At 54.3% G+C, this 26,899-nt stretch carries 21 protein-coding genes; 10 read left to right on the top strand and 11 right to left on the bottom strand.

The annotated features are described in order from the left end of the window. Window positions 1-99 precede the first annotated feature (99 nt). The 5 genes from ACTJK7_RS06910 (at window position 100) to ACTJK7_RS06890 (ending at window position 6,333) form a co-directional block, all read left to right on the top strand. On the top strand, window positions 100-648 hold the full coding sequence (locus tag ACTJK7_RS06910) for a sugar ABC transporter ATPase (RefSeq protein WP_108563177.1): 549 nt from the start codon (window positions 100-102) through the stop codon (window positions 646-648). 115 nt (window positions 649-763) lie between these two features. Further along, window positions 764-2,233, top strand: a complete 1,470-nt coding sequence (gene guaB, locus ACTJK7_RS06905) for an IMP dehydrogenase (protein WP_011335798.1) — start codon at window positions 764-766, stop codon at window positions 2,231-2,233. Window positions 2,234-2,332: 99 nt separating this feature from the next. Next, window positions 2,333-3,910: a glutamine-hydrolyzing GMP synthase gene (guaA, locus tag ACTJK7_RS06900; RefSeq protein ID WP_011335797.1), complete on the top strand. Its 1,578-nt coding sequence runs from the start codon at window positions 2,333-2,335 to the stop codon at window positions 3,908-3,910. A 307-nt stretch (window positions 3,911-4,217) separates the two neighbouring features. Continuing rightward, window positions 4,218-5,429 (top strand): tyrosine-type recombinase/integrase, encoded by a 1,212-nt coding sequence (locus ACTJK7_RS06895; RefSeq protein WP_440779923.1) that lies wholly within the window; start codon window positions 4,218-4,220, stop codon window positions 5,427-5,429. A gap of 343 nt (window positions 5,430-5,772) precedes the next feature. Continuing rightward, window positions 5,773-6,333 carry a hypothetical protein gene (locus tag ACTJK7_RS06890; RefSeq protein ID WP_440779901.1) on the top strand — a complete coding sequence of 187 codons (561 nt, stop codon included), beginning with the start codon at window positions 5,773-5,775 and terminating at the stop codon, window positions 6,331-6,333. A gap of 288 nt (window positions 6,334-6,621) precedes the next feature. Here the strand turns inward: ACTJK7_RS06890 and ACTJK7_RS06885 are convergent, their stop codons facing one another. Together ACTJK7_RS06885 and ACTJK7_RS06880 are read right to left on the bottom strand one after the other, a co-directional pair. After that, window positions 6,622-7,467 carry a hypothetical protein gene (locus ACTJK7_RS06885; RefSeq protein ID WP_440779900.1) on the bottom strand — a complete coding sequence of 282 codons (846 nt, stop codon included), beginning with the start codon at window positions 7,465-7,467 and terminating at the stop codon, window positions 6,622-6,624. Between the two features lie 121 nt (window positions 7,468-7,588). Next, on the bottom strand, window positions 7,589-8,530 hold the full coding sequence (locus ACTJK7_RS06880) for a LuxR family transcriptional regulator (protein WP_440779899.1): 942 nt from the start codon (window positions 8,528-8,530) through the stop codon (window positions 7,589-7,591). A 91-nt stretch (window positions 8,531-8,621) separates the two neighbouring features. Between ACTJK7_RS06880 and ACTJK7_RS06875 the strand changes: the two genes are divergently transcribed. Together ACTJK7_RS06875 and ACTJK7_RS06870 are read left to right on the top strand one after the other, a co-directional pair. Further along, complete coding sequence (locus ACTJK7_RS06875) at window positions 8,622-8,840, top strand: helix-turn-helix transcriptional regulator (RefSeq protein ID WP_440779898.1); 219 nt, start codon at window positions 8,622-8,624, stop codon at window positions 8,838-8,840. A 162-nt stretch (window positions 8,841-9,002) separates the two neighbouring features. After that, window positions 9,003-10,283: a replication protein gene (locus tag ACTJK7_RS06870; protein ID WP_440779897.1), complete on the top strand. Its 1,281-nt coding sequence runs from the start codon at window positions 9,003-9,005 to the stop codon at window positions 10,281-10,283. Between the two features lie 267 nt (window positions 10,284-10,550). Here the strand turns inward: ACTJK7_RS06870 and ACTJK7_RS06865 are convergent, their stop codons facing one another. The 6 genes from ACTJK7_RS06865 to ACTJK7_RS06840 all read right to left on the bottom strand — a co-directional run bounded on the left by ACTJK7_RS06865 (window position 10,551) and on the right by ACTJK7_RS06840 (window position 18,195). Then, the gene (locus tag ACTJK7_RS06865; RefSeq protein ID WP_440779896.1) at window positions 10,551-10,874 is read right to left on the bottom strand and encodes a hypothetical protein; all 324 of its coding nucleotides are present in this window, start codon (window positions 10,872-10,874) and stop codon (window positions 10,551-10,553) included. Further along, on the bottom strand, window positions 10,871-12,436 hold the full coding sequence (trbL, locus tag ACTJK7_RS06860) for a P-type conjugative transfer protein TrbL (protein ID WP_440779895.1): 1,566 nt from the start codon (window positions 12,434-12,436) through the stop codon (window positions 10,871-10,873). The genes ACTJK7_RS06865 and trbL overlap by 4 nt, the downstream gene beginning before the upstream one ends. A 193-nt stretch (window positions 12,437-12,629) precedes the next feature. After that, window positions 12,630-13,424 (bottom strand): P-type conjugative transfer protein TrbJ, encoded by a 795-nt coding sequence (gene trbJ / locus ACTJK7_RS06855; RefSeq protein WP_440779894.1) that lies wholly within the window; start codon window positions 13,422-13,424, stop codon window positions 12,630-12,632. Between the two features lie 568 nt (window positions 13,425-13,992). After that, window positions 13,993-16,332: an AAA family ATPase gene (locus tag ACTJK7_RS06850; RefSeq protein WP_440779893.1), complete on the bottom strand. Its 2,340-nt coding sequence runs from the start codon at window positions 16,330-16,332 to the stop codon at window positions 13,993-13,995. Continuing rightward, on the bottom strand, window positions 16,307-16,972 hold the full coding sequence (locus tag ACTJK7_RS06845; protein WP_440779892.1) for an ABC-three component system middle component 1: 666 nt from the start codon (window positions 16,970-16,972) through the stop codon (window positions 16,307-16,309). The genes ACTJK7_RS06850 and ACTJK7_RS06845 overlap by 26 nt, the downstream gene beginning before the upstream one ends. Then, window positions 16,969-18,195, bottom strand: coding sequence for an ABC-three component system protein (locus tag ACTJK7_RS06840; protein WP_440779891.1), 1,227 nt, complete (start codon window positions 18,193-18,195; stop codon window positions 16,969-16,971). Before ACTJK7_RS06840 ends, ACTJK7_RS06845 begins: the two co-directional genes overlap by 4 nt. Before the next feature lie 469 nt (window positions 18,196-18,664). On the opposite strand from ACTJK7_RS06840, the gene ACTJK7_RS06835 reads away from it, so the two are divergent. After that, window positions 18,665-19,702: a PIN domain-containing protein gene (locus ACTJK7_RS06835; protein WP_392526744.1), complete on the top strand. Its 1,038-nt coding sequence runs from the start codon at window positions 18,665-18,667 to the stop codon at window positions 19,700-19,702. A 179-nt stretch (window positions 19,703-19,881) separates the two neighbouring features. Here the strand turns inward: ACTJK7_RS06835 and ACTJK7_RS06830 are convergent, their stop codons facing one another. Then, the gene (locus ACTJK7_RS06830) at window positions 19,882-23,010 is read right to left on the bottom strand and encodes a membrane-targeted effector domain-containing toxin (protein ID WP_440779890.1); all 3,129 of its coding nucleotides are present in this window, start codon (window positions 23,008-23,010) and stop codon (window positions 19,882-19,884) included. A gap of 150 nt (window positions 23,011-23,160) precedes the next feature. Between ACTJK7_RS06830 and ACTJK7_RS06825 the strand changes: the two genes are divergently transcribed. Together ACTJK7_RS06825 and tadA are read left to right on the top strand one after the other, a co-directional pair. Continuing rightward, window positions 23,161-24,537 (top strand): multicopper oxidase family protein, encoded by a 1,377-nt coding sequence (locus ACTJK7_RS06825; RefSeq protein WP_108563175.1) that lies wholly within the window; start codon window positions 23,161-23,163, stop codon window positions 24,535-24,537. Further along, the gene (tadA, locus tag ACTJK7_RS06820; RefSeq protein WP_323150660.1) at window positions 24,537-25,034 is read left to right on the top strand and encodes a tRNA adenosine(34) deaminase TadA; all 498 of its coding nucleotides are present in this window, start codon (window positions 24,537-24,539) and stop codon (window positions 25,032-25,034) included. Before ACTJK7_RS06825 ends, tadA begins: the two co-directional genes overlap by 1 nt. 133 nt (window positions 25,035-25,167) lie before the next feature. Here tadA and cmoB read toward each other — a convergent pair whose 3' ends face one another. Both cmoB and cmoA read right to left on the bottom strand, forming a co-directional pair. Further along, entirely contained in the window at window positions 25,168-26,124 is a 957-nt protein-coding gene (gene cmoB, locus ACTJK7_RS06815; RefSeq protein ID WP_236196435.1) for a tRNA 5-methoxyuridine(34)/uridine 5-oxyacetic acid(34) synthase CmoB, read from the bottom strand. Continuing rightward, window positions 26,121-26,828 carry a carboxy-S-adenosyl-L-methionine synthase CmoA gene (cmoA, locus tag ACTJK7_RS06810; RefSeq protein ID WP_234420636.1) on the bottom strand — a complete coding sequence of 236 codons (708 nt, stop codon included), beginning with the start codon at window positions 26,826-26,828 and terminating at the stop codon, window positions 26,121-26,123. The genes cmoB and cmoA overlap by 4 nt, the downstream gene beginning before the upstream one ends. Window positions 26,829-26,899: the final 71 nt, after the last annotated feature.

Below are 26,899 nucleotides of genomic sequence, written 5' to 3'. Positions count from 1 at the left end.
CAGATTTCTCAGATGGACACAGGATGTGTGAGCGACTGAGAACCTTGTGGGAGCGGGCTTGCCCGCGAAGGCGTCAGAAGCCATACCGCAGGACTTTTCATGAATTCGCAGAGCATCATCGTCCCGAAAATCTCCAACCTGCCGGTGCACGAGCCCCGGGCCCGGGCGATCCTGCGCTGGCTGGTGCGCAGGAATATCGTCAAGGAAGAACTGAGCACCTGCGGACGCACTGGCAATCGCATGGCCTACGCCATCGCCGATGGTGCCCGCGCGGTGGTGCTGCATCCCGAGGCGCTGCCGTTCGGTGAGCCGATCAATGGGCTGGAAGTCATCACCAAGCGCTGCATCTACACCCCGGCCAAGGGTTTTCTCGAAGAGGCCGGTTGCGCCGAGTGCCGGCAGGAGATCGGCGAAGCGCTGTTCGAAAGTCTGGAAGACTGGATGCCGGGCCGCACCGACAACTTCACCTGCCCCGAATGCGGGCATGAAGACGATATCAACGGTTTTCTGTATTTACAGGAATGCGGGTTTTCCAACCTCGGTTTCATCTTCAACAACTGGCTGGAGGCGGGGTTCAAGCAGAGTTTCATCGACGAATTCGCCGACTGGCTGGATCAGCCGGTGAGCTGGGTCAAGGTCGAGCTGTAAGGGCAACTTTTCCCGTACATCAGCAACATTGATATAAGACAAGTTTTACATTGAGCCCGGTAGGGTGTCTGAGTATAATGGCGCGCTTCCATTTTCCCGCTCGGGAGCCCCCGCGATGCTGCGTATCAGCCAAGAAGCTCTGACCTTCGACGACATTCTCCTAGTGCCCGGTTATTCCGAGGTGCTTCCTAACGAAGTCAGTCTGAAGACCCGCCTTACCCGTGGCATCGAGCTGAACATTCCTCTGGTTTCTGCCGCCATGGACACCGTCACCGAAGCCCGTCTGGCAATTGCCATGGCTCAGGAAGGTGGCATCGGCATTATCCACAAGAACATGACCATCGAGCAGCAAGCTGCCGAAGTTCGCAAGGTCAAGAAGTTCGAAGCCGGTGTGGTCAAGGACCCAATCACCATCGAGGCTGACGCCACGGTTCGTGATCTGTTCGAACTGACCCGCATGCACAACATTTCCGGCGTTCCGGTGCTGCACGATGGCGACCTGGTCGGCATCGTCACTTCCCGTGACGTACGCTTCGAAACCCGTCTGGATGCCACCGTTCGTGAAGTGATGACGCCCAAAGAGCGTCTGGTCACTGTTCGCGAAGGCGCCGACAAGAACGAAGTCCGCGAGCTGCTGCACAAGCACCGCCTGGAAAAAGTCCTGATCGTCGACGACAAGTTTGCCCTCAAAGGCATGATGACCGTCAAAGACATCGAAAAAGCCAAGGCCTACCCGCTGGCCAGCAAGGACGACCAGGGTCGTCTGCGCGTTGGCGCTGCAGTCGGTACCGGTAAAGACACCGGTGACCGCGTTGCAGCCCTGGTCAATGCCGGTGTGGATGTGGTGGTGGTCGACACCGCTCACGGTCACTCCAAGGGTGTGATCGACCGCGTTCGCTGGGTCAAAGAGAATTTCCCTGAAGTGCAGGTGATCGGCGGCAACATCGCCACCGGCGCTGCCGCCAAGGCTCTGGCCGAAGCTGGCGCCGACGCCGTCAAGGTCGGTATCGGCCCTGGCTCGATCTGCACCACCCGTATCGTCGCCGGTGTCGGCGTTCCGCAAATCAGTGCCATCGCCAACGTTGCCGCTGCCCTCGAAGGCACCGGTGTTCCGTTGATCGCCGACGGCGGTATCCGTTTCTCCGGTGACCTGTCCAAGGCCATCGTGGCTGGTGCTTCCTGCGTGATGATGGGCTCGATGTTCGCCGGTACCGAAGAAGCGCCGGGCGAGATCGAACTGTTCCAGGGTCGTTCGTACAAGGCTTATCGCGGCATGGGTTCGCTGGGCGCCATGTCCCAGGCGCAAGGTTCCTCCGACCGTTACTTCCAGGACTCCTCGGCAGGCGCCGAGAAGCTTGTACCTGAAGGGATCGAAGGCCGTGTTCCTTACAAGGGCACCCTGAGCGCGATCATCCACCAGTTGATGGGCGGTCTGCGTTCTTCGATGGGTTACACCGGCAGCGCCAACATCGAAGAAATGCGCACCAAGCCTGAGTTCGTGCGGATCACCGGTGCCGGCATGGCCGAGTCCCACGTTCACGACGTGCAGATCACCAAGGAAGCGCCAAACTACCGCGTAGGTTGAGCCTTCAAGCAACAAGCTAAGCAACCGGGGCTGTTTTATTCAGCCCCGAGTTGTTTCTGAATCACGACTGTTTCTGAATGACTTAGACGAGACTGAATCATGGCCCTCGATATTCACGCTCACCGCATCCTGATCCTCGACTTCGGCTCGCAATACACCCAACTGATCGCCCGCCGCGTGCGCGAGATCGGTGTGTACTGCGAACTGCACCCGTTCGACATGGACGAAGATGCGATCCGCGAATTTGCGCCAAAAGGCGTGATCCTCGCCGGCGGTCCCGAGTCCGTGCACGAAGCCAACAGCCCGCGCTGCCCGCAAGCGGTGTTCGACCTGGGCGTACCGGTCTTCGGTATCTGCTACGGCATGCAGACCATGGCCGAGCAACTGGGCGGCAAGGTTGAAGGCTCCGAACTGCGTGAGTTCGGTTATGCCCGTGTTGACGTGGTCGGCAAGAGCCGTCTGCTCGACGGCATCGAAGACCACATCGACGCCGACGGCCTGTTCGGCCTCGACGTGTGGATGAGTCACGGTGACAAGGTCACCAAGATGCCAAGCGACTTCCACATCCTGGCCAGCACCCCGAGCTGTCCGATCGCCGGCATGTTCAACGACGAGCGCGCTTACTACGGCGTACAGTTCCACCCGGAAGTGACCCACACCAAGCAGGGCGGTCGCATCCTGTCGCGTTTCGTTCTCGACATCTGCGGCTGTGAAGCCCTGTGGACCCCGTCGAAGATCGCCGAAGACGCCATCGCCAACATCCGCGCACAGGTCGGTACCGACAACGTGCTGCTGGGTCTGTCCGGCGGTGTGGATTCCTCGGTGGTTGCGGCGCTGCTGCACAAGGCCATCGGTGATCAGCTGACCTGCGTCTTCGTCGACAACGGCCTGCTGCGTCTGCATGAAGGCGAGCAGGTGATGGCCATGTTCGCCGAGAACATGGGCGTCAAGGTGATCCGCGCCAACGCGGAAGACCAGTTCCTGAACAACCTGGCCGGCGAAGCCGATCCGGAGAAGAAGCGCAAGATCATCGGTCGTACCTTCATCGACGTGTTCGATGCCGAATCCTGCAAGCTGGACAACATCAAGTACCTGGCTCAGGGCACCATCTACCCGGACGTGATCGAGTCGGCTGGCGCGAAAAGCGGCAAGGCCCACGTGATCAAGTCGCACCACAACGTGGGCGGCCTGCCGGAAGAAATGAACCTGAAACTGGTCGAGCCACTGCGCGAACTGTTCAAGGACGAAGTCCGTCGTCTGGGCCTGGAACTGGGCCTGCCGTACGACATGGTCTACCGTCACCCGTTCCCGGGCCCGGGCCTGGGCGTGCGCATCCTTGGCGAAGTGAAGAAGGAATACGCCGACCTGCTGCGTCGCGCCGACCACATCTTCATCGAAGAACTGCGCAAGGCCGACTGGTACCACAAGGTCAGCCAGGCGTTTGTCGTGTTCCAGCCGGTGAAATCGGTTGGCGTGGTCGGCGATGGCCGCCGTTACGCCTGGGTCGTGGCCCTGCGTGCCGTGGAAACCATCGACTTCATGACCGCACGTTGGGCACACCTGCCTTACGAACTGCTGGAAACCGTTTCCGGCCGCATCATCAATGAAATCGAAGGCATCTCCCGCGTGACTTACGACGTGTCGAGCAAGCCGCCGGCGACGATTGAGTGGGAATGATCCCGCGTCTGGCACTGCCCGGCACGATCTAGCAAAAAATGCCCTGAAGCCCGCGTAATTGCGGGCTTTTGGCTTTTTGGGTCTGGCAAATTCGGGTAGCGTTCTGCATCGCCAAGCACGGTGTTTGTGTGGCATGGTACGGGGTATTGACTGCATCTAATGCCATGCATGACGCTCAATACCATGTCCTTTGCCTCAGTTTTGGCATGGTATCGAGTTGGCCTAAAGGCCCGGTTTTACTGGGGATGGGCCCCATTCTTCCGCGCTTTTCAGGGCATGGTATTTTTTCATGGAAATAGTGGAAGCCATGCTCACCGATACCAAGCTTCGAAATCTCAAGTCCCAGGACAAGCTCTACAAGGTGATTGACCGTGACGGCTTGTACGTGGCCGTCACCCCAGCCGGCTCAATCTCCTTTCGCTACAACTACTCCATCAACGGCCGGCAGGAGACCATCACCTTCGGTCGTTATGGCTTAGGGGGGATCACTCTGGCAGAGGCTCGCGAGCGGCTAGGGGAGGCGAAGAAGATGGTCGCCGCTGGAAAGTCTCCAGCTAAGGAAAAAGCGCGTGCGAAGGCGCGCACGAAGGGTGCTGAGACTTTTGACGCTTGGGCTGAAAAATGGCTGCGCGGTTACCAGATGGCGGACTCGACGCGAGACATGCGTCGATCAGTCTACGAGCGCGAGCTGAAGCCGAAGTTTGGTAATCAGAAGCTGGTTGAAATCACTCACGAGGATCTGCGAGCGCTGACGGACGCCATAGTGGAGCGGGGTGCGCCTGCAACCGCCGTCCATTCACGGGAGATCGTGCTGCAAGTTTTCCGTTGGGCCATTGAGCGTGGCCAGAAGGTTGAAAACCCAGCGGATCTGGTGAGGTCTGCCAGCATCGCCAAATTCGAGCCACGTGATCGGGCGCTGACGCCTGATGAAATTGCGCTGATGTACCAGTACATGGATCGGATCGGGACAGCGACGTCGGTTCGTGCCGCAGCCAAACTCCTGCTGCTGACGATGGTGCGCAAAAGCGAGCTGACCAATGCGACGTGGAGTGAAATCAATTTCAGCGAGGCGCTATGGACGATCCCCAAAGAGCGGATGAAGCGCCGAAACCCTCATTTGGTGTTTCTGTCCAGGCAGGCATTGGATTTCTTCATCGCGTTGAAAACCTTGGCAGGAGGTTCAGACTACGTTTTGCCGTCACGCTACGACTCTGATTTGCCGATGAGTGCAGCTACGATCAATCAGGTACTGACGCTCACCTATCGCCTTGCCCAAAAGGAAGGGGTGCCCCTAGGCAAGTTCGGTCCCCACGACCTGCGACGCACGGCCAGCACGCTGTTGCATGAGGCGGGCTACAACTCCGACTGGATCGAGAAGTGCCTCGCACACGAGCAGAAAGGTGTGCGCGCCGTTTACAACAAGGCCGAGTACCGGGATCAGCGTCGTGCGATGTTGCAGGATTGGGCCGATATGATTGATGAATGGACGCTTAAGAAACTGCGAGAAACGAATAGGTAGTCTGCATGGTCATCTCCCATGCCAGCAAATCGCTTAGGGGGAAATTGCCCTGCGCTTAAGCAGCGGCTTTCATTGGTGCTGACTAGTTATTTGCGTTTGATATGAACAGTCACAGGTATGGCTGATGGGTGAAAGTAATAATTCACGGTTGATTGCTAACGACCAGAAGCAATTCGTCATCGTATGCAATGCCAAGTGTATACTGCTTCAGCTGATACGAATCGGCGGGACGTGTCTCATGGCCGTAAGGTAAATACATCTGTCATAATGCGCAGGCCAGGATCCCTTAGAAGACTTCTTAGGCTTCTGGTTTTATGTTTTTTCGTGCTAGGGAGTGGGGAGATTGAGAAAAGATAAAATAACCATTGAAGACATTGATACCTTTGATGATTACAAAATGGAGTATGTTTGGGAGAGGACGAAGCTTGATATGGAGTCAAGAGATGGATGGCTCTATTTGGGTGCTGACGCCAGCAACCCTAGTTTCGCAAAACTAGGTCTGACCATGGGGGATCTAGCATCTAGATCCTACAGCTCAGGAAATCCGAATTATTATTTATTCTGTGCATTTAAATGCAGACATGACATATCGTTAAATGAGCTAAAAATCGTAGAGAATAATATATTGAATCGCTTAGAGCATCTCTACAGATATAGCGATGGCAGTACCAAAAGAATGAGATTCTATGAGTCTAGAATCCTTTCTGAATGTTTTTGTGATATAAACTTTATAGATTTCTTTCAAAATTTGCACTATGAGATCTATGAGAATTATAGAAGCTACTTCGTGATATCTGGTATGGATGATGGTTTTGGCGGGACTGATGGCGAGTTCGTCGATTGTTTGTTTAGCCCTACGTTAAATGATCCCCATTTCTATAGAAAGATGATTATTCAGTACTGATTGATATGTCAGTTGTCGACCTCTTTCATGTGGATAGCGCGATAAATTCTTCGTTCGCTATGGTCCGTTAGTGGACGGGGGCTGACTGTCTTTAGTCGGCCGATTGCTACCTTTTACATAGGTGGCAACGGCCGTTTCCAGTCTATTGCTACTGGAGAAGACAGTATGGACTGCCAGCTAGCGTCCGTACGGCTGCCTACGACCAGAGGGGGTTATAGTCTCTTCTTTGTCGATCCGCATTTCTTGCGCTTGATTCAAGGCCCCAGGGAGTCTAGTCATTTGCCATAATTACTTTCCCACAACGTATATTGGCATCCAGTTTTTTGGGAAATTTTGGTCGTTCCAGGCTTTCGAAAATTTCTGCTGTCCCCAGAAGTCTTCTGTTACATAAAATACAGCGTAGAAAACGCGATAGTCACTATCTCCAGTATAGCCTTTTACATCCGCCGCAATTTGCTCGATTGTAGATTTCAGCTTCTGTTCATCAGCAGCGTATTTGTATTCTACGGCCGCATATAGCTCGGGGATTAATATGTCTGGACAATATTCTTTGGCTGTTTTTATAAAATTGCTCTTTGGGGATTTTGAACTTGCAAAGACAACGTTTAGGGTTGACTTTACCGCTTTGTATACATCGGCCTCTGATTTTGGTGCTAATTTGTTTTTTGAAATGATGACGGCTGTATTTTTAAGTATCGTTTCTAGGTATTGTAGGCCAGTTATTCTTTCGTACTGATCTTCACTTGATTCTGTGAATTCGAAGGATGATAAGAATTTACTAGTTTTAGCTATGAATACACTGTATGGCTCACCCGAGCCATAATGATCTATCTCAAATTCATCTCGATGATTTAGACTTGACGGATTATTGCCAAATATTCGGAGGTATGTATTTAGATAGTGATTTAGATTTTTATTGTCTAAGTAGCAGATGATGTTTAGGTAGATGCTCTCTAGTGTTTCCTGAAAAGGTCTGACAAACTCGTCGTCCGCGTCAAGTAAATACTGCGGTGGATTATTTTGGTCTTTATTTAGCGTCCAGTTGCTCCAGTCGATTTGATGGTAGGCGACTCTTGCTTCAAGTTGTCTGGCTTCAGATATTAATCTTTTTATGCGGTTTTCTAAGTATTCCAATGGGCGCTCCGTGATAGGTTGTGTATAACGCTGTGGGACATGTTTCAAGAATTTTACGACGCTCCGTGGAGCGCCCTTCAGGGCGGTACGGTCAACAATGCGTGCATTTTTAAAGGCGACCTTACGCTGTCGGAAGTCGAAAGCTATCAGGGATTGAGCGAAGCGCCTTGGAAACTGCTTGGCGCTCGATCTCTAGTCTGCGAGCAATTTCTGACTGATTGAAGCCGAATTTCTGCAACACGAGGATTTGCTTTCTCCGGTCTGTCAACTTCATGTCCACCATTAGTCGAGCGAGATTTCTTAGCTGAGCTTCGTCCGCTAGATGTAGTGTTTGGCTAAGCATGTACTGAAAGATATACGTGTCGATGAGCTCGTCACCTGACTTTGCCTTAGGCTCTGCTCGTATCGCGCATTGTCTGCTCAATCTGGCCAGCTCTAGGTCGAACTGCGCTACAGATCTCATAGCTTGCCTGTATGCCGGGTTCCAGCGTCCATCTGGTGTCTTTGGGCGGTGGGTGGTGCAGTACAGGTTGCTCAGGCGAAGGTGTTCATCAAGGTCACGCTGACCTTCACCTTCTGCGAACAATGCTAGCTCTGCTCGCGCGCCGCAGAATCTGCAAAACCCCTTCAAGCGTTGACCGTTCAAACCGCCCATATCCTTGTTAGACGGTTGCTTGCGCTTACATGCGAGCACCAGTTCTATCAACGTCTCAAGCGTCGCAATGAAGCGGCGATCATCTCCCGACTGCTTGTCGTGGGTCAGAACAAAGGCTCGTAGCAGTTGACGCTGTAGGCGGACCATAGCGGCAACGCCAACCAGCTGCATAATCGCGCTGAACGCTACATTTGTTCCTGCTCCGGGTATATGGCCCTGATAACGCGATGGAAGCGTTTCGGCATATGCCGCTACGGCTGGGTCGATAAGCTCTTCGACCAGACGAACGATCGGATAGCGTTTAGATGCTGTGGAGTAAGGCTCCCAGCGATCAAGGAATCGGTGAAGGGCCTCTCTGACGGAGGCGTCACACGCTTCCCAAATGGCTATGGTCGTTTGTTTTTTCATGTCAACCATTCTAGCCAATCATTCTGTCGAAGCAATAGGCACCTAAAGGCACGATCAGGCACACATTCGCTGTGACTGGTAGGGCCTAGCTATGCACCCATCGAGCAAAAAACTCATCGACAAAAAGACACTCCTGTCGATGATCCCGCTATGTGAGCGCACGATCTATAACTTTGAAATGAAGGGTAAATTTCCACGTCGAATTGCGGTGAGTAGCCGCAAGGTCGTGTGGGATTTAGCCGAGGTAGAAGAGTGGATTGATACATGCAGGGAGTCCGGCCCTGCTCCTAGGCCAGGAATGGCAGTCTGAGCGGTGCGAGTAAGGCCTGAGACAAGGTCGATATCGCGTCCTTACTCAGACACTGCAAACGCTCTGGTAGAGCTGAATAGCGCAAGTTCACAGCTTGCGCTTTTCAGTTCTCAGGACGAAGCGCAGATGTACCACGATAGGACGAGAGCCGGTTTTTTTTCGTTGCTCGTCGACTCCCGAGGCGAAAAGCGCCAGTCTTCTCATCGTTTGGCTGATATGCCAAAAGTGCTCAGTTTGTTGGACAAAAAACGTGACACGTGGATGTCCCAAGCAGAGTTCATCCGACCCAATAGGCGAGTCGTTAATCTTCTGCGGCTTGGTCTGCTGTTCGCCGACCTCGACACCTACCGCGTGCCCGCGCTGGCTGGGCGAGCGTCTGACCAACTGGCCGCGTCCGTCCTATACTTCTGCGCCGAAGAGGGCTTGCCGCCGCCGTCCGTGCTGATCTACAGCGGCCGGGGCATACAGGCCAAGTGGCTACTGGAGGGCACGATTCCACGACAGGCCCTGCCCCGCTGGAACGTCTGCCAACGCTACCTTGTGGATCGTCTCGCGCACGTCGGGGCTGACCCGATGGCCAAGGACGCCAGTCGCGTGCTGCGCACCGTCGAGACGGTCAACAGCAAGAGCGGCGAAGTCTGCCGCGTGGTTCATGTCCAGAGCGGCCTTGATGGTCAGCCGATCCGCTACAACTTCGAGTATCTGGCCGAGGCCCTTCTACCGGCAGCCCGATGGACTATCGAGAAGCAACGGCAGGAGCAACAGAAACAGGCCGAACAGCGCGCAACGAGAAAGCCTTTCCTTTTGGTGCCCGGCAGCAAAGCTGACAATCTGCGCGGGTTTTCCGGCCGACAGCTCGCGTGGGATCGGCTGGAAGACCTGCGCAAGCTGGCCGAGCTGCGCGGCGGTGTCAGTGAAGGCAGCCGAATGCAGCACCTGTTTTGGCGATTGAATTTCCTGCTGCTGTCCGGGGCGACCAACAGCAAGCAGATGTACCACGAAGCGGCAGCGCTGGCCCGCGAACTCGATCCGCAGTGGAACAGCCGTTCCAAGGAACTGATGACACTGTTCAGCAAGGCCAAAGCCTACGAGGCCGGGGAGAAAGTCACCTTTGGTGGCAAGGAGTTCACGCCCCTTTACACGCCCAAGAATGACACCCTTATCAACCTGTTCAGGATCACCACCGAGGAACAGCGGCAGCTTAAAACCATCGTCAGCCAGGCCGAGGCCGCAGAGCGTCACCGGAAGCGCGAGGAAGCGCGCCGACGCGCCGCCGGTGCGGTAGACCGGGAAACCTACGAACAGGCGTCCCTGACCCGCCAGAAGCCTTGGGAGGCCCTTGGAATGAGTCGCCGCAGTTGGTATCGAGCGGGTAAGCCAGCGGCCCAGGAGCTTGAGACAAGTCCGTGCGTATTACACACAGAAAAACTTTCGGGCTGTTGATATCAACACAGTCTGGTTTGCACCAAAGGGGGCAGGATCACAGGGGGTAGTGGGAGTTGGCACAAGTCCGTGCGTATTACTAATGGCGAAGCCCCCAGGGTTTTGACGGCGGCCCATTCGCGCAGGTTACCCGCAGCTTTGCCTCGCTGATTCTCCGTCCTTTGAGGGATGTTCAAAGTCCGTGCGTATTACTAATGTTGCTGCTAATCGCGCATCTCTGAAAATGGGCGGGGAGTGGTGATGCCCCCACCCTTACTGCTGAATGAGCTACTGACGATTCTCGGGGGCCTCTTTCCTTTGAGCTTTCTGCACCGCTCGTATCGCCATCACAATTTGTTGGGCCTGGGCTGCACTGCTCTTGCTACCCAGCAAAGGGAGGCGATTCAGATGCTGCGCTCCGGAAAACATGTGAAAGGATGCCGAAAGGGCCAGCGGGCTAACTCGAAGCTGCAAAGCAGTCCATTGTTGATCCAGTCTATCGAGCAATGGTCCATGGCCTTTGCTCCGTAGCCACCTACCGAGCGCCCACAAGGCGATTGCGGAGGTTGATGCGAACACGGCGAATCCTGCGAACTTAAAAATTGCCATCATAGTTGTTTCTCCGGTTGGTCGTTGCTTGAGGCCATTCCTGGCACATTTAGCGATGTCAGTTGGCCGAGTGGGGAATTGCTTTCAGAGGCCGGACGAATAAGGTTGGATTCTGCTTCTGCAGCATCTCTGCTATGGGGCGGAACGGTCGTACTGGACTCATCAGAAGCGGGGGATGGAGAGCCGGCACCAAGAGTAAAAGAGTGCGCGCTCTCCATGCCCGGCACGGCCATTGAGGCCATCACTCCGAGTGCCTTTGCTCCGCCATTTGCTGCTTGGAAAAGTGCGCTGCCGGAGCTGACAACGCTTCCTTGCTGTGTTGCTTGTTGGTCTTTGTCATTGCTGCCCAAGACGTTTTTTGCAGCCTGCTCGTTGGCCTGCTTAGCGCTGCTTGCCGTTTGCTGTGGGGCCGCGCTCCCGCCTAATCGAGCACCGGAAGCCGCTGCCCCTTTGGCAGCTGCTTGTCCGCCCGTGCTTGTACTGATGCCAGCGGTTGCACTGCCGCTGGAGGCGGTCGCCGCAGGCGCACCGGCAAAGCTGGAGTTGATCGAGGTGGCCAGCCCCCCGCTAGCCCCACTGGCACCGGCGGCAACGCTAGTCCCAGAAGCACCGAGAGCACCAGCAGCAGGAGCGGCAGCCCCAGCCGTGGCGATAGTGGCCGCAGCAGCTGCCGCCCCGGCAGCACCAGCCACTGTCATTCCACCAATGGTCGAGCCGCCGCCCATTGATGTGCCGCTAATCATGCCGCCGATTAGGTCAGGAATCGTCTTCGTCAGGTAGCAGCACACCAAGGCTAAACCGACCATTGTCATCAATGAGGCTTCATCGTTGGTGTAGGCAGCTAACCATTCTTTGGCCGACTGTACGATCAGCCCGACGATCAGAGTCAAGACGAACAACTTGGCGCCGATTGCCACGGTGAACCGCATGGGAGCAATCGCGAAATCGCGTGTCCATTGCGAGCCACCAAAACCGTAGAACAGCACTGACGCATTGATGATTACGTAGGCCTCTACAAGCGTCACAAACATAAACGCTGCGATAAAGGCGAAGCACGCCAAGACCAGTACCGCGCATACTGCGATCAGAACTCCTTTGCCCGGAGAGAACACTGAAATGCCCTTCACCATAGTGCGGCCGAAGTCCAGGGCTACCGCGAGCATATCGCCGGGTTCTAACGCTCGGCCAAGACCGCTCGCTGATGCGGCCGCATCGCGGAAGCTGTCGACAAGGGCTGTCGACCATTCCACGGAGTAGGTCATTACCGCCAGGAAGAAACCGATCACTATGATGAAGCGCAGCAGCTCTCCGACTATCTCGCCCAAATCAGCTTGTTTCATGACCAGAGGCATAAACGTCCAGATGAACTGGATAGTGGCGAGCAGCCAAAATAATCTTATGGCGTAGTCGTACAGCTTTCCTGACCACTGGTGAGACTGCTGCAAAACGAGATCTAGCAGGCCCTGAACCGAGGTGTCGGCATGGGACAGGTCTGTTGCAGCCATAGCATTTCCAGCCAAGAGCATGCTTGCTAAGGCAATAAATAAGAGCAGGCGACGTTCCATAATCAGTACCCCTTAACGCCGCCGCGAGAGTTAGGACGTGCCCCAAAAGCAGCATCTGCGTCATGCTGTTGCCTATGTTGTTCAGCCGCCACAGCACAGTCGCTATCGCGTTGAATGACCACGGTGACAACTGAGCCCATCATCGCGGCCCCGGCGCAAATGAGGGTCATGACCCATTTCGAGATAACCATCTTCAGTACCCCTTCACACCGCCGCGTCTATTTTCACGCGATTCAAATTGCTGCTCGGCTGCTTCGCTAGCGGCTTTTCGGTCGCCTTGCTGAGCCATGTAATTACCCTGCATATTGATTTGCGTGGCCACCAGATCACGCAGCTTTTGCAGTTGCTGCACGTTCTGCGAAGCTATTTCATTGCCCGCCTGCATGGCTTGCATCCGTCCTGCGGCACTTTGCGAACGTGCCACTATTTGGTTGAGCAGAGCATCTTCTGACTGGAAAGTGCTGGTATTGATGTTCGCCGCTTCCATAGCTGTTTTGGCGTTGTCGCGGCCTTGCTCCGACCATTTTTTATAACGATCTCGCGTTGGAGTTTCTGCGGAGTTTGCCGCTTGTTGAAGGTAGGATTCGAAGCCTGGAAATGCAGTATTGAACTGCGCATCCATGTTCTCAATTTGACGGCCCAACGCCTGCGAACGTTGATAGATATTGATCACACTTTTAAGGTCGGCAGCGATGCTCCCGAACATCGAATCGGGTAGGCCAGTGCCTTGTGTGACCATGTTCTGATACTGCTGTATTTGAGTTTGAAGTTGCTGGGCTGTGTTTAGTGCCGTGTTGACCTGTTCGGCATACTCGAACATCTGTTGATAGAACGTCGAGCAATTTGCGCAATAGATGGCGTAAGCAGGGGAGGGCGCAGTGTAAATACCCACTCCGACGAATGTGCTTGCCATCGCGATAGCAAGCCTTACGTTTCGACCTAACTTTCGGGAGGCATAAGCCAAGGGGGTTCCTGATTCCTGATCCATATCGAATTCCTCGTCTGTGGCGCTCGAGTTTCGATTATTCACTGATATGGGATGGTTATAAACATGCGGATAGTTTTCTATCCGGATCTACCAAAGTGCATAAAGGGCCGAAATGACCGTAGGGGGATTCGTCGCAAGGAAACTAAAGGCAACTAAAGGAAATTCAAAGCAACACAAGGAAACTTAAGAATAATTTAGGAAATTATAAGTTGGTTTTGTTGCGGTGGCGGAAAATTTCCTTAAATTTATGTGAGGTTGCACTTATCGGGACGGCAAGATGTGTGTTGTGGGTCCACAGGCTGCGCCTGCTCCCCCTCAACACCGCTCCTCACTCACCTACGGTTCGACGATATCTTGCTCTGCGAGGCCCTAGCCGCTGCCGCGTCTGAAAAGCAAAAATAGGAGCACGAGTCATGACAGAGGGCACCAAAGGGAAGGCCCAACCTCGACGGCGTGGTTACAGGTGGCCATAAATATGAAGAGGAGAGCTATTGTTCAAACTGAAAAATGGTTTTGTGAAGCCGATCGTACACAAGGGGCACGTTCCATGTGCCCCAATTATGATAGTTCAGCCAGCGGAGACTAAGGCTTCTTTAGCTAGGCGTTGCATGTTTAATGATCGGGTGCTCAGGCCAGCTTTGGCGAATCGGTAACGCATATACGAGGAGATATCATCCTCGTGCGAAGAAACTACCAATTGGCGATTGCTGAACTCACAGCGAAGTAGATCAGTTAAAGAAGCGATATTGACCTCATCCAACGACTGGGACGGGTCATCGATTAAGATAAGCGGTACGCTTGAATAAACTCGATTCAGTGAGAGGAAAAAGCCTAGGCTGAGTGCTGACACCTGTCCAGAACTCATCGACAAAATCGCATCATACTCAGATTTTTCTGCTGTGAGGAACCTGAGTTCTTTGCCATCCTTACTTTCAATAAATAAACCCAAGCCACGCTGATAGTTCTGAATGAGTCGACCACTATATATGTGGAAAATCAGCTCAATTTCAGCAATCGTTTGTTCAGAGTAACTGCGCTCTGTTTTCTCTAAGGTGGACTTTAGGTTGTTGACCTTGGCTTTAGCAATTTGCGCTGCTTTTGTTTCACGCTGAATGATCTGTAGCTCATCAAGACACTGCTTCAGCCTGCTGCTTTGCGCCTCGTTTGCTTTAGCTATGATATAAAGCTCTTTGTCTCTCAACGTTTGAGGCTCAACGATATAGAAATCTTGCAGCTCTTTGAATGCAGATGTGATCACATTTCTCCAATCTTGCGGAAGAGGTTCTGTCTCGGCTGTTTTCTGACTTCTGATGAACGCTGTCAAAGCTTGAGTCCGAGTGTCCACCTCCTCGTCATTTTCAGAAAACGAGTAGTCAATTTGTACGCCTAAGGCTTGAAGCCGGGCGGCGAGTTGATTAATCGCCGGTAAGCGAGCTTTTTCGCGGAGCAGGGCGTTGTGTAGGGCGCTGTTGTAACCTACGGATAGCTCCGCTTCCCGGCCTTGGATCTGAGCTTCAATTAAAGTCAGCTCCGCAGCCATCTGCCCAGTGAGGTTTATCAAGGTCTGGCCATCAGCACTTAGCGCTTCATTGATCTGCTTTGACCTGACTTCAATCTTTTGCAGCATCGCATCATGGGATTGCCAGTCGGCTCCGCACATTGGGCAATGCTGATCGTCGGGATAGAGTTTAGCGTGCTCAGCCACCAGTTCTGCTTTCAGACGATTCAGCTCGGCTGCAACTTTGGTGTTGGCACTGCTCTTTTGCTGAAGCGCGTCGCGGGTAATTATTTGCTCAAGGAACCATTCCAAACGCCCTTGGAACCATCCAGTAAGGCTATTGGCCTCATCGGCGTTGATGACAGTAGCTCCGCGTTTGACAATGCCACCACGTTTGAGCAGTTCATTTAACTCATTTTTGGTGGCTTCGAGGCCATCCAATTTGTTCAGGTCAGTGCCGAAGTGCGCCAGACACTTGATCGAGTCCTTATTCAGCTCGATATAATTTTCAATAGATTCGTTTTTGTCTCTAGACTGTATTGCTCCTTTTTGTTGAGCCAGTCTTTGAAGGCGTTGGATGGTCTCGATGTATTCTCCATGGATCTCCGCAGAGTATGTGGGGAAGGGGTTCTCCTTGTCCCAGCCAGGTTGCAGCGCTGCTGTAGAGGCATTTTTATATTCTATTGCTCCTAAGTCTGCCTGAATCATTCCCTTCAGTAAGCCGGCTTCCGACTCTAGCCTTGACAGATCTGCGGCACGCTTTGGATCACTAATAAACTTTGTAAGCCGCAAAGCGATGGCCTTGCAATTATCTCTATCTGCTTTTACGTCGCTAATATTGAAAAGATTGTTTAATGCTTCTTTGCGCTTGTCTACTCGCGTGTGGAGGAGTTGGTTTTGGCCCTGCTCTAGATAATTTAAGTAAGAGAAATTCTCTTTAAAGTTTTTGCCGAATAGCTCCTCAATGAAGCTTTCGCTGCGAAGATTATCTCGTATATAATCGTTTGACGAGAACTCAGGTAACTCGTAAAGCATGAGATGAGCAAACTGGTCTGCTCGATTGTTTGATTTCTCGTCAAAGTCTGCTGCGGGTGTATGCCTCGCTAGAATTAGCTTGCGTGAGCCATTGGTGAACTCTATTTTAATTGCTAAGTCTTTGTCGCCGGAGCGGTTATTCCAAAGCAAGTTGTCCTCGTAATTTGTTCTATTTCCCATCATTAATGTGGTGAACAAATGACAAATTCTTTTGATGCTGCCGGTTAACAATAATTCAATCGCGTCAAATATACTGGTTTTGCCAAACCCGTTAGGGCCATCCAATGTCAATAGTGATGAGTCGCCGAAATCCAGATGGATTTGTTTGAAAGCCTTGAAGCTTGAAATCTCAATTTTGGAAATTTGCCAGTTCATCGTTAATCAGTTCCTTGATCAAGTCTTCCACATTTAATAGGCCATGTTTCTGTATTGTTTCATAGGTCTTGCTAAGGTCGGCCTCGGCCACTGCTTCGTCGATTTGCAAACGAAGGGGGATTAGTTCCGCTTTATTTATGTGAAGCGCCAAAAATGGCAGCTTAATGAATATTTTTGCGGCTGCGCTGTATTTAGTGGCGGCTGTGGGTTCGTTTTTGTATATGTCGAACTGTGCTTTGTCTGAAATCAGTTCGTTCAGCTTGGCAAAGTTGATTCCCTTAATCGCTTCAATCTCTGTGTCGCTATAGTAAAGCACGTATTTTTTATAGAAATGAGGATCTTCTTCTATTTCAAAAATCTGCTCTTCGTAATTTTTGAACTCGGCAAGCTTGTCAAGGTGATGAATGCAAATTAAATCGCAATTCTTTTTAAAGGCTGGGTTAGTTATAAACTCTACCGGTGCTGACTGATTAATGGTGGCATTGAGGTCGCCAGGCTTCATTAAACTGTCTAACCTGTGCAAGACTGCAAATCTGATCGCGGTGCCATCTTCTCGAACATAGAAGCCGGTAGTGTCGTTCTCATGTACTTTGGAAAAGTTGTGTGCATCTAGGGCTTGGTGAATGAGGTCAATAATCATTTAAGTCGAGCCTCTGCGTCGTCTTTTGTTAAAATGCTGATGCACAAACTTTTGGTAATGTTGCTGTCGATGCGATTCTGATCGTCAGGGGTGATTGTGTCGAGATAGTTTGTATACTTTGTATCGATTGTGAAGCTCTCGTTGGCCTTGGCTGCAATAAGATTGTTAAATTCGAATAGTAGCCTGCCTAGATCATCATTGTTTTTTATTTCTGCTATAATTTCAGATGTACAGTATTTCTTGTCTGTTGGTTCTGGTAAGTATAATGCTGTAGGCGCGTAGAATTTATTATCGTTGTCTAAATAGTGCGGTAGTCGTTTTAAGATGGGCTCAGCACTGATTGTATGCAGGAGGTCTGAGTATCGACGTATATCTGAACTCTGTATGCGTGAGAATTTTTCTGACGGCTTCATAAGTTGACAAAGTATTTTGAAGTCGCCACCCTCAGAGAGTCTTATAAGCTCGTAGATACGTCTAGCTCGTTCGTATGCCGCGTCCGACATACCTGGGAGCGATTCAGCTAACCTTTCTTCCAAGTATGTGTGTAGGCGCGCCTTCAACTCGATCGCGTAATAGTCTTTTCTTTCGTATGGATTCGCGTCCATTATGTCTTTAAGAATGCTTTCCGCAGGCACCCGATGTTCATAAGCTGCTATACGCTGAGCGTCACCATCATTTTGTATTTTTGCGTGAATAATTAGCGCTTGAGAGCTAATTTTATCAGATGCTAGACAGTAGTTGGCGTCTACAAGGCTATCATCGTAGACTACCGCTTGTCGGGCGTAAATTTCTTTGATTACCTGCTTTGTTAGTTCTTCAATCTTGTCAAGTTCGCAGTGGCGTACAGCACCATATGCGTAAAATTCAACTCGCTCGTTATTGGGGTCTATATAGTCGCTATCATCGTTGATAGGTTGGGATATGTGGAAATATCTTTTGATTCCTGCGACTCTGTCGAGTTCTATTAAAGCTGACTTTTTTAAAGCGTCTTTGTAGTTGCTGCGATAGTCACCGATTTTTGCCTTTACCTGATGGGCGCTTATTACTTTATTGTTTTTATAAATGGCAAAATCGTCTGTGCTGTCGAGCTGTAGCTGGAAATCACAGTCGCCTTGATTGATAAGTTTCAGACAATGATAAAGCGCTACTTTTCCTTGGTAAACGAATCCGCTCCAAGTGGAAATGGCGCTATGTGGGTACTTGCTTGCTTCCTCGTCGCTCATGTTGACTCCTTTCACCACACGATTATGCACTTAGGCGCAAGAATGATATCACAAGGCTATTATTTTTAGTCATGAGTACGAGCTTATGGATCAGTCAGACCTGTAAGAGCCATGCGCCGTGAGTAGATCGCTTAGCAATCCTGTTTTGTCGCAGCAGGATGCCGAACGCAGTTTCCAGCGTGATACAAGGATGTCGGGACGCTAGTATGCTCGTCTAGCTGGTCTGGTCCGTAGGCCGGGCTACTGGAACGGCGCGCTTTGTGAGGAGGTGAACACCTATGAGAGATAGGCCGCATGATGAGGCTATGATTGCCTATTTCCAGGCCCGGCCGGCCTATGCAGCAGCTTTGCTTGCCGAAGTACGTCGCGGCGGCGACCCCGCCGAATGTGCCGTCCTGCTACGTCAGCTGCAAAGGGTGGTTGGAAGGGATTCCACAGTAAAGGTCGGCACGACAGGGGACGAGCGCGAATGAGATTGAACCTGTTGATCGATACATCTGTATGGCTTGACCTTACGAAAGACCCCAGACACCTGCCTTTGCTGGACGCGTTGACTGCGATGGCTGAATCTGGGGAGGTCGTTCTGATCATGCCGCAGATCATCATTGACGAATTTGCTCGTAATCGCGACCGAGTCATGGCGACAAGTCGAGCAAGCCTTTCCAGTCACTTCAAGCGTGTCAGGGAGGCAATTATGCAATTTGCCCCCGAAGAAGGTCGAGATGCCACGCTGAGACAGCTGAACGAAGTCGACCATCGAGTCGCTACTGGCGGAGAGGCTGTGAACGAGGCGGTGGAATTGATCGAAAAGCTGATCGGGGAAGCGTCCCCCGTCCCTGTCAGCGATCGCATCAAGGTGCGTGCGGCGGATCGGGCTATCGCCAAGGTTGCCCCATTTCACCGGCAAATGAATGGGATTGGGGATGCCATCATCATCGAGACGTTCATTGATGCGATAGCCGAGCGCAAAGAAGATGACGTGTTTGCGTTCGTGACCCATAACATTCACGATTTCAGCCAAAAGGGGGCTGACACGCGTCTCCCGCATCCCGATTTGGCCTCGCTTTTTGATGGTGTGAGGTCACGATACGAAACCAACCTAAGTACGCTACTCAGCGAATTTGCAAGCGACCTGATCGAAGAAACTCGATTCGAGCGTGAGTTCAGTCAAGACCCTCGGCAGTTATCTGAACTGCTTGAGGCAGAAAACAAGCTGACCACGCAGGTTTGGTACAACAGAAAATGGAATATTATCGCTCGCGTCGAAGACGGTGAAGCGAAGCTTGTGACGAAAGAAGTCTGGGACCAAGCTACTCTGGAAGATCGGCGCAACCTCCTGGTCGATACCATTTGGGAGGGAATGCTTGCCTCCATGAAAAGAGCCGAGGAGGAGATTGGCATCGCAGAGTTGGGGCCTTGGTCTGACTTCGAGTGGGGAATGGTCAATGGGAAGCTATCAGCAATTCGCTGGGTGCTCGGAGATGAGTGGGATATGCTCGATACGTGATGCTGAGCATGGTTTTTTTCGTGGTACTGGCTTATGGTTTTTCAATAATTAGTTGATTTAGCTGCTTTTACAACATCTATTGATAATAGAGTGGGAGTGATCCCGCGACACCGGTTGTATTGATGCAATGAAAAACCCTGGCTTCGGCCAGGGTTTTTTTGTTTGTGGCAATGGGCAGGTCAGTGGGGAAGGCGGCTTTGCAGTTGCAGCCCCATCTGTTTCAGTGCGCTGGATAACTGCTCAAGATTATCGTAGGGGACGCGGTGTACCGGACCCCAGGATGGGCGATCAATGTAATAGCGCCCGTCTGCGAAGGTCTGGACAGGGGTTTGTACAATCTCGCCGTTCACACTTCTGTGGAACAACCGATAGGTACCTTGCGAACGTTCGAAAACATACATGCCCGCGCGATACAGGAGTCGGTGTATTTGCAGTTCGCTTCGGCTGACCGGCGCCGCTTCCAATTGCACCAGCGCGTCGACGTAATGGGTATCGAAAGTCCCGCGTTGTACCAGCGTTTCTGAATGCGGGCCCCGTTCTATATCGATGCCTGGGTCCGGTGAGACACGTTCGCCCAGTCCCGGATCAACTTCTTCAATGCGCAAGCCAATGCCGCCTTCCAGTTCGCTGATGCCGGCAACGCCCCTGAACGTATTGGTGTTTTCCACGCCTGTCAGTACCACCCACTTGCCGACGTCATTCAGGTTCTTGTCGATAAACATGATGTCGGCTGTCAGGTGATTGGTCATGATTTGCTCCTCGGGCCGTGCGAGCGTATCGGGCCTTTTGTAGGAGGCCGCGCAATCGGTCGCCTGGACTCGAATACCGTTTTCTCGGGCGCTTTTGACCAGTGCCAGTTCGTCGAACCGCCCTGCCGGATCGGTACCGAGGCGACTCAGGTACTGCTGCAAGTCCTCGGACATGACGCCGGACTTGAAGTATGCATTCAGGTCAGCCTGGGCAAAGTCGCTGAGCAGTCGGCGCACATAAAGCGTCTTGACGCCTTCGCGCGCCAGAGCAGGCATGTTTTCAATGATCAGTCGCATGCTGGTGATTCGGCCCGGGGTTTCGCCGATCACCAGACCGGGCGCTTCCTTGAGTGCCTGTGCTACGAAATCCATGAAGGTCATTGAAGAGGTAATTGCAGGTATCGGCGGGCGTGGCGGCAGGTTTGCCCATGGCAGGTTCTTGTAGAAGCGCCTGGCGGAGATCCGAAGCGCGCGGGCTTTATCGGCGAAATACAGGGCATAGCGATCCGGAGCGATCAGCCCGCCGTCAGGGCCAATTCGCAGTTGAATATGGGTTTCACGTAATTGCAGGGCCCAACGCCTCAGTTCGAACTCCCGCTGCGGATCGACTGCGTAAGGCGTCTTGACCAGTCGGATGTTCGGCGGCTCGCTGGGCGCAGGGTTTGACGGTCCAGGTTGTGTGACCAACGGCTCCGGCTCAGCGGGCGAGGGTTCGCGTGTATCAAGTTCAAGTGCCACATCGACGGTGCATTGCCTGCCCAGGCACTGGCCGCCTCCCTTGAGTCCCAGTCGGGTCATGCGCTCCCACAGGCCTTCGCTGTTCAAGCGCACGGGTATGGCGTGGATCAGTTGGCTGGGTTTGGCCGGGTCGATGATCGCCCAGAATCCGCCACCCTGTGAGTCGTTGAAGTAACGGACGCAGTAGGCCGTGTCGTTCATCTGGATGGCGTAGGGAGGATCGGTGTCGAGTCTGTAGATGCCGCGATATTTGCCCGGCTCCGTAACCGGATCAAGACCGTCGAGGATTGCGTTGGATTGAAAGCGTTGCGGGATTTGTGAAGCTTGCACTGGTTCGGATATGACCGAGGGCTGTTCTGGCAGAACAGGCACGATGTCATTCGGTTGTTCTGGCTCCAGTTCCGCTGCTGTATCGGCTTCTGTCAGTTCGCTTGCTTCGATGGCTTCTGACGGCACGTCGAGCTCCGCCAGTGCGCCTGTGCCCTTGAGAAACGGAATATTAAACAGCGCGTCGATGCCGCTGAAAATGGCCGCCAGGACACCTTCCTTGCGTTCCGCGGCAGTCCTGCCATTGACCGCCCTGTCGATGTTCAGCCCCATGTCGGCGAGACTGGCGCCAATGACCGGCAATGCCACGGGCCAGCCCACTACAGTCATCGGGCCAAATATTTTCAGGCCGGCGCTCAGATAACCGATCCACAGTTTCTTGCGCAGATCCGCGTTTGAGGTCAGGGAAAGATCCGCTTCGGCGAACATCGCGCTATGGGCACAGTCACGCAGCCAGCTGAATGCATCCACCGTGACCGTGTGATCGTTACGGTTGATCAGATGATGATCCGAATGCCCCCAGGTGCTGACCAGTCGATTCATCAGGTCACTGATGTGTTCGGTCATCCAGTGCCGGTCAGCCAGCGAGAAATGTTTGAGGAAGAGCTCACGCGGCGCTTTCTCGTTCAACTGTTGCAAGGCCCACCAATGCAGGTCGGCGGGGGTGTCCAGCACATGAAATGGCTGGTTGTCGCCGGGCACATAAAGGATTTGCCGGCCGGTCGAGTCGATGATGCGCAGGATGTCGGTGGCCACGCGGCCGTCGATATCCAGTGCGCAAACCCGCAGGCCATGGCCGGGCATGAACTCGGCTTGCAGACTTGGCAGGCTCACGGGCCAGCTCAGCGGGCCGATGACCGCGCTGATTGCAGTCTGGAAGTCTTCGTCGTTCAGGTGGCCGAGCTCCCGGGCTTCAACGGCTTTGCCGAGGAAGTTGCATTTGGCCAGTGTGCGGAATTCGCTGGAGTGCTGACTCCAGAACGACTGCAGCCCGTTGCGGTAACGCTCGCTGAAATTGAGGTTCCAGAAGTCGTTGATCACCTCGTGACCGTGCAGCCGGACTTCGTTGCTTGCATCGAAGTTTTCGGAGTCTGGTCCTGCGCTGTAAAAACCGCCGTATACACCGAGCAAGTCGGCGTTGTCCTGATCCGTGGCGCGGAACCGGTGTATTACCAGTTGCGTCAGGGTCAGGCTTTCATAGGGCTTTTCGCCATAGTGCTGCCAACCGGTGAATGATGTGGACAGGCTCTGAGCTGTTCTGAATCGATGGTAATAGACGTGATCGGGGTCGAGGCCGGTAACGCCCTGCCTGGCGAGAACTTCAATGGCCACCTGTCGGGCCGTGTCGTTGAGACTCGGGCACGCCGTGACCACTTGGGTGGCCATGACCTTGAGTGCAGCTCTGTCTGCGTCATTGGGCAGCGTACGTTGTTCTGTCGGGTTCATTCGCTCTATTCCTTGAGAGTGAGGTCGGAGGGTGACCCATTCGCTCAAGGGAAGTGCGGTACAGGGTTACTACCCGAGATCGTCTTTGATGTGCGGCCATCCGCCACGCTGCCCTTACCGTTTCGCAGGCGCAGGTGTATCGTATTCGCCTTTTGCGGGCGCACAGGCCCGCCGCAGATACGTGAGGTAGTTGAGTTCATGTCCTTTACCCGTCGCCAAATCCTCGGTGGCCTGGCCGGTCTTGTTGTCGTTGGCGTGGGAGCGGGGGGCGCGTCGCGTTACTGGCTGGGCAAGATGGCCGATGCCGACGCAGGGCATGACTATGAGCTGATCGCTGCACCGCTGGACGTCGAGCTGGTACCGGGGCGCAAGACCGAAGCCTGGGCCTTCGGCCCATCGGCGCCGGGCACCGAATTGCGCGTGCGTCAGGGTGAGTGGCTGCGGGTGCGCTTCATCAACCATCTGCCCGTGGCGACGACCATTCACTGGCACGGGATCCGTCTGCCGCTGGAAATGGACGGCGTACCCTATGTTTCGCAACTGCCGGTACTGCCGGGTGAATACTTCGATTACAAATTCCGGGTGCCGGACGCCGGCAGCTACTGGTATCACCCGCACGTCAGCAGCAGCGAGGAGCTCGGGCGCGGGCTGGTCGGACCGTTGATTGTCGAGGAGCGCGAGCCGACCGGGTTCAAGTACGAAAAGACCCTGAGCCTGAAGAACTGGCACATCGACGACGAGGGCAACTTCGTCGAATTCAGCATCCCGCGCGAAGCCGCCCGTGGCGGTACGGCGGGGCGGCTGTCGACGATCAACGGCGTGCCGACTCCGGTGATCGAGTTGCCGGCCGGGCAGATCACCCGCGTACGCCTGCTCAACCTCGACAACACCCTGACTTACCGCATCAATATTCCCGGCGTCGAGGCAAAAATCTATGCGCTGGACGGCAACCCGGTCGAGCCGCGCCCATTGGGCAAGGAATATTGGCTCGGCCCGGGCATGCGCATCTGCCTGGCGATCAAGGCACCGCCGGCCGGTGAAGAACTGTCGCTGCGCAACGGCCCGGTTCGCCTGGGCACCCTGCGTTCAGTGGCCAACACTGACGCGCCGACCGACTGGCCGAAAGCACTGCCGGCCAATCCGGTGGCCGAGCCGGATCTGGCCAATGCCGAGAAACTCAACTTCAATTTCGAATGGGTCGGTTCGGTGTCGGTCAACGTCGACAACGGCAAGCCACCGAGCCTGTGGCAGATCAACGGCAAGGCCTGGGACATCACCGACAAAACCTGCGCCGACCGGCCAATCGCCAGCCTGAAACTCGGCCAGAGCTATATTTTCGAACTGAAGAACATGACTCAGTACCAGCACCCGATCCACCTGCACGGCATGAGTTTCAAGGTGATTGCGTCGAACCGGCACAAGATCCTGCCGTACTTCACCGACACCTACCTGCTGGGCAAGAACGAGCGCGCGCAAGTGGCGCTGGTGGCGGATAACCCCGGGGTGTGGATGTTCCACTGCCACGTGATCGACCACATGGAAACCGGCCTGATGGCCGCCATCGAGGTGAAGTGATGCGCCAGATTCGCCCCGCGGCGATCATCGACCGCAGCCGTGACCGCGACTTCATGCGCGAGGCGCTGGAGCTGGCGGCGCAAGGTGCAGCACTCGGCGAAGTGCCGGTGGGCGCGGTGCTGGTGCAGGACGGCGAGATCATTGGCCGTGGCTTCAACTGCCCGATCAGCACCAGTGATCCCAGCGCACACGCAGAAATGGTCGCGATCCGCGCTGGCGCGCAAGCGGTGGATAACTATCGACTGCCGGGCAGCACGCTCTACGTGACGCTGGAACCGTGCAGCATGTGCGCCGGGCTGATCGTGCACTCGCGGATCACCCGTGTGGTGTACGGCGCGCTGGAGCCCAAGGCCGGGATTGTGCAGAGTCAGGGACAGTTCTTCACTCAGGGCTTTCTCAACCATCGAGTGTTACATGAAGGTGGAGTGTTGGCGGAGGAGTGTGGGGCGGTGTTGACCGAGTTCTTCAGGGCGCGGCGGGCAAAACCCGCAGACTGAAGAACAACACAAACCCTGTGGGAGCTGGCTTGCCAGCGATGGCGTCGGCACATCAAGCATTGATGTCGACTGATCCACCGTTATCGCTGGCAAGCCAGCTCCCACAATTTTTTGCAGTGTCTGGAAGGGAGCGTTACTTCTTCGCGACGATGACCGCCCGCATCGGCGCCGGCAGCCCTTCGATCGTCTTGCTGTGGTCATCCGGATCAAGGAAATCACTCAGCGACTGATACTTCATCCACTCTGTCCCGCGCTGCTCTTGAACAGTGGTGGTGCTCACATCCACGCATTTCACGTCAGTAAACCCGGCACGACGCAGCCACAATTCCAGCGCCGGCACCGACGGCAGAAACCACACGTTACGCATCTGCGCATAACGGTCTTCCGGCACCAGCACCTGATGCTTGTCACCTTCGACTACCAACGTCTCCAGCACCAGTTCGCCACCCTTCACCAGGCAATCCTTCAACGCCAGCAAATGCTCGATCGGCGAGCGACGGTGATAGAACACACCCATCGAAAACACCGTGTCGAAGCCTTCAAGATTCGGCGGCAGGTCTTCGAACGGGAACGGCAGGTGCCAGGCATTCGGCTCTGACAGATAACGCTGTACCGCCTGGAACTGGCAGAAGAACAGCCAGTTAGGATCGACTCCGATCACGCTGTCGGCGCCGGCACCGAGCATGCGCCACATGTAGTAGCCGTTACCGCAACCGACATCGAGGATGCGTTTGCCCTTCAGATCCAGATGCGGCGAAACCCGCGACCACTTCCAGTCCGAACGCCATTCGGTATCGACGTGCACGCCGAACAGATCGAACGGCCCCTTGCGCCACGGCGACAGCCCCATCAGCGCGGTGCGCATTTGTGCACGGGTTTCATCGTCGCAATCGGTATCGAGTTTCAAACCGTTGAGCAAGTCGACTTCGCTCGGCTGGATCTTCGGCAGGGCGTCCAGCGCACTCTGCCAGCGCTCCAGATCGCCGTGGCCTTTCTCCATTTTCTTGTCGAGCTGCACTTGCAGGGTATTGGCCCATTCGGCCAGCGGCGTGCCGGCCAGCCGGCGGGCGAGGGGGGACAGATCAATCATGGCAAGGCAATCAACGAGGCAAAGTTAAGACACTGGAACCACGGCACGACTTTCGAGAACCCGGCGGCCAGCAGGCGCTCGCGGTGTTCTTCGAGGCTGTCGGGCTTCATGACGTTTTCGATGGCGCTGCGCTTCTGGGCGATTTCCAGTTCGCTGTAACCGTTGGCGCGCTTGAACGCGACGTGCAGATCGGTCAGCAGCGCATGCTCTTCGGCATCGTTGAAACGCAGCTTCTCCGACAGAATCAGTGCACCGCCCGGCAGCAACGATTGGCGAATACGCGACAGCAACGCCGTGCGCTGTTCCGGGGCGATGAATTGCAGAGTGAAGTTCAGCGCCACCACCGAGGCCGGTTTGAAATCGAGGGCGAGGATGTCGCCTTCGATCACCTCGACCGGCAGCAACTCCTGGAACATCGAATCCTGACCGTTGAGATACTCGCGGCAGCGCTCGACCATCGCCGCCGAGTTGTCCACTGCGATCACCCGGCAACCGTCGGTGCGCACATGTCGGCGCAAGGCTTGGGTGACGGCGCCGAGGGACGAACCGAGGTCGTAGAGCACGCTGTTCGGTTGAGCGAACTGCGCCGCGAGCACGCCGAGGTTCTCGACGATGGTCGGGTAACCCGGCACCGAACGCTTGATCATGTCCGGGAACACCCGCACCACGTCTTCGTTGAAGGCGAAGTCAGGCACCTGGGCCATCGGCTGGGCGAAAATGCGATCGGGTTCTTTGCTCACGGCGGTTCCGGCGGTGTCGATGAAAAGGCCGGCAT

This window comes from Pseudomonas sp. 22085, assembly GCF_052045815.1.
GTDB classification, from domain to species: Bacteria; Pseudomonadota; Gammaproteobacteria; order Pseudomonadales; family Pseudomonadaceae; genus Aquipseudomonas; species Aquipseudomonas glycinae.
Note: the sequence above shows the minus strand (reverse complement) of the source record. Positions and strands in the feature narration are given on the sequence as shown.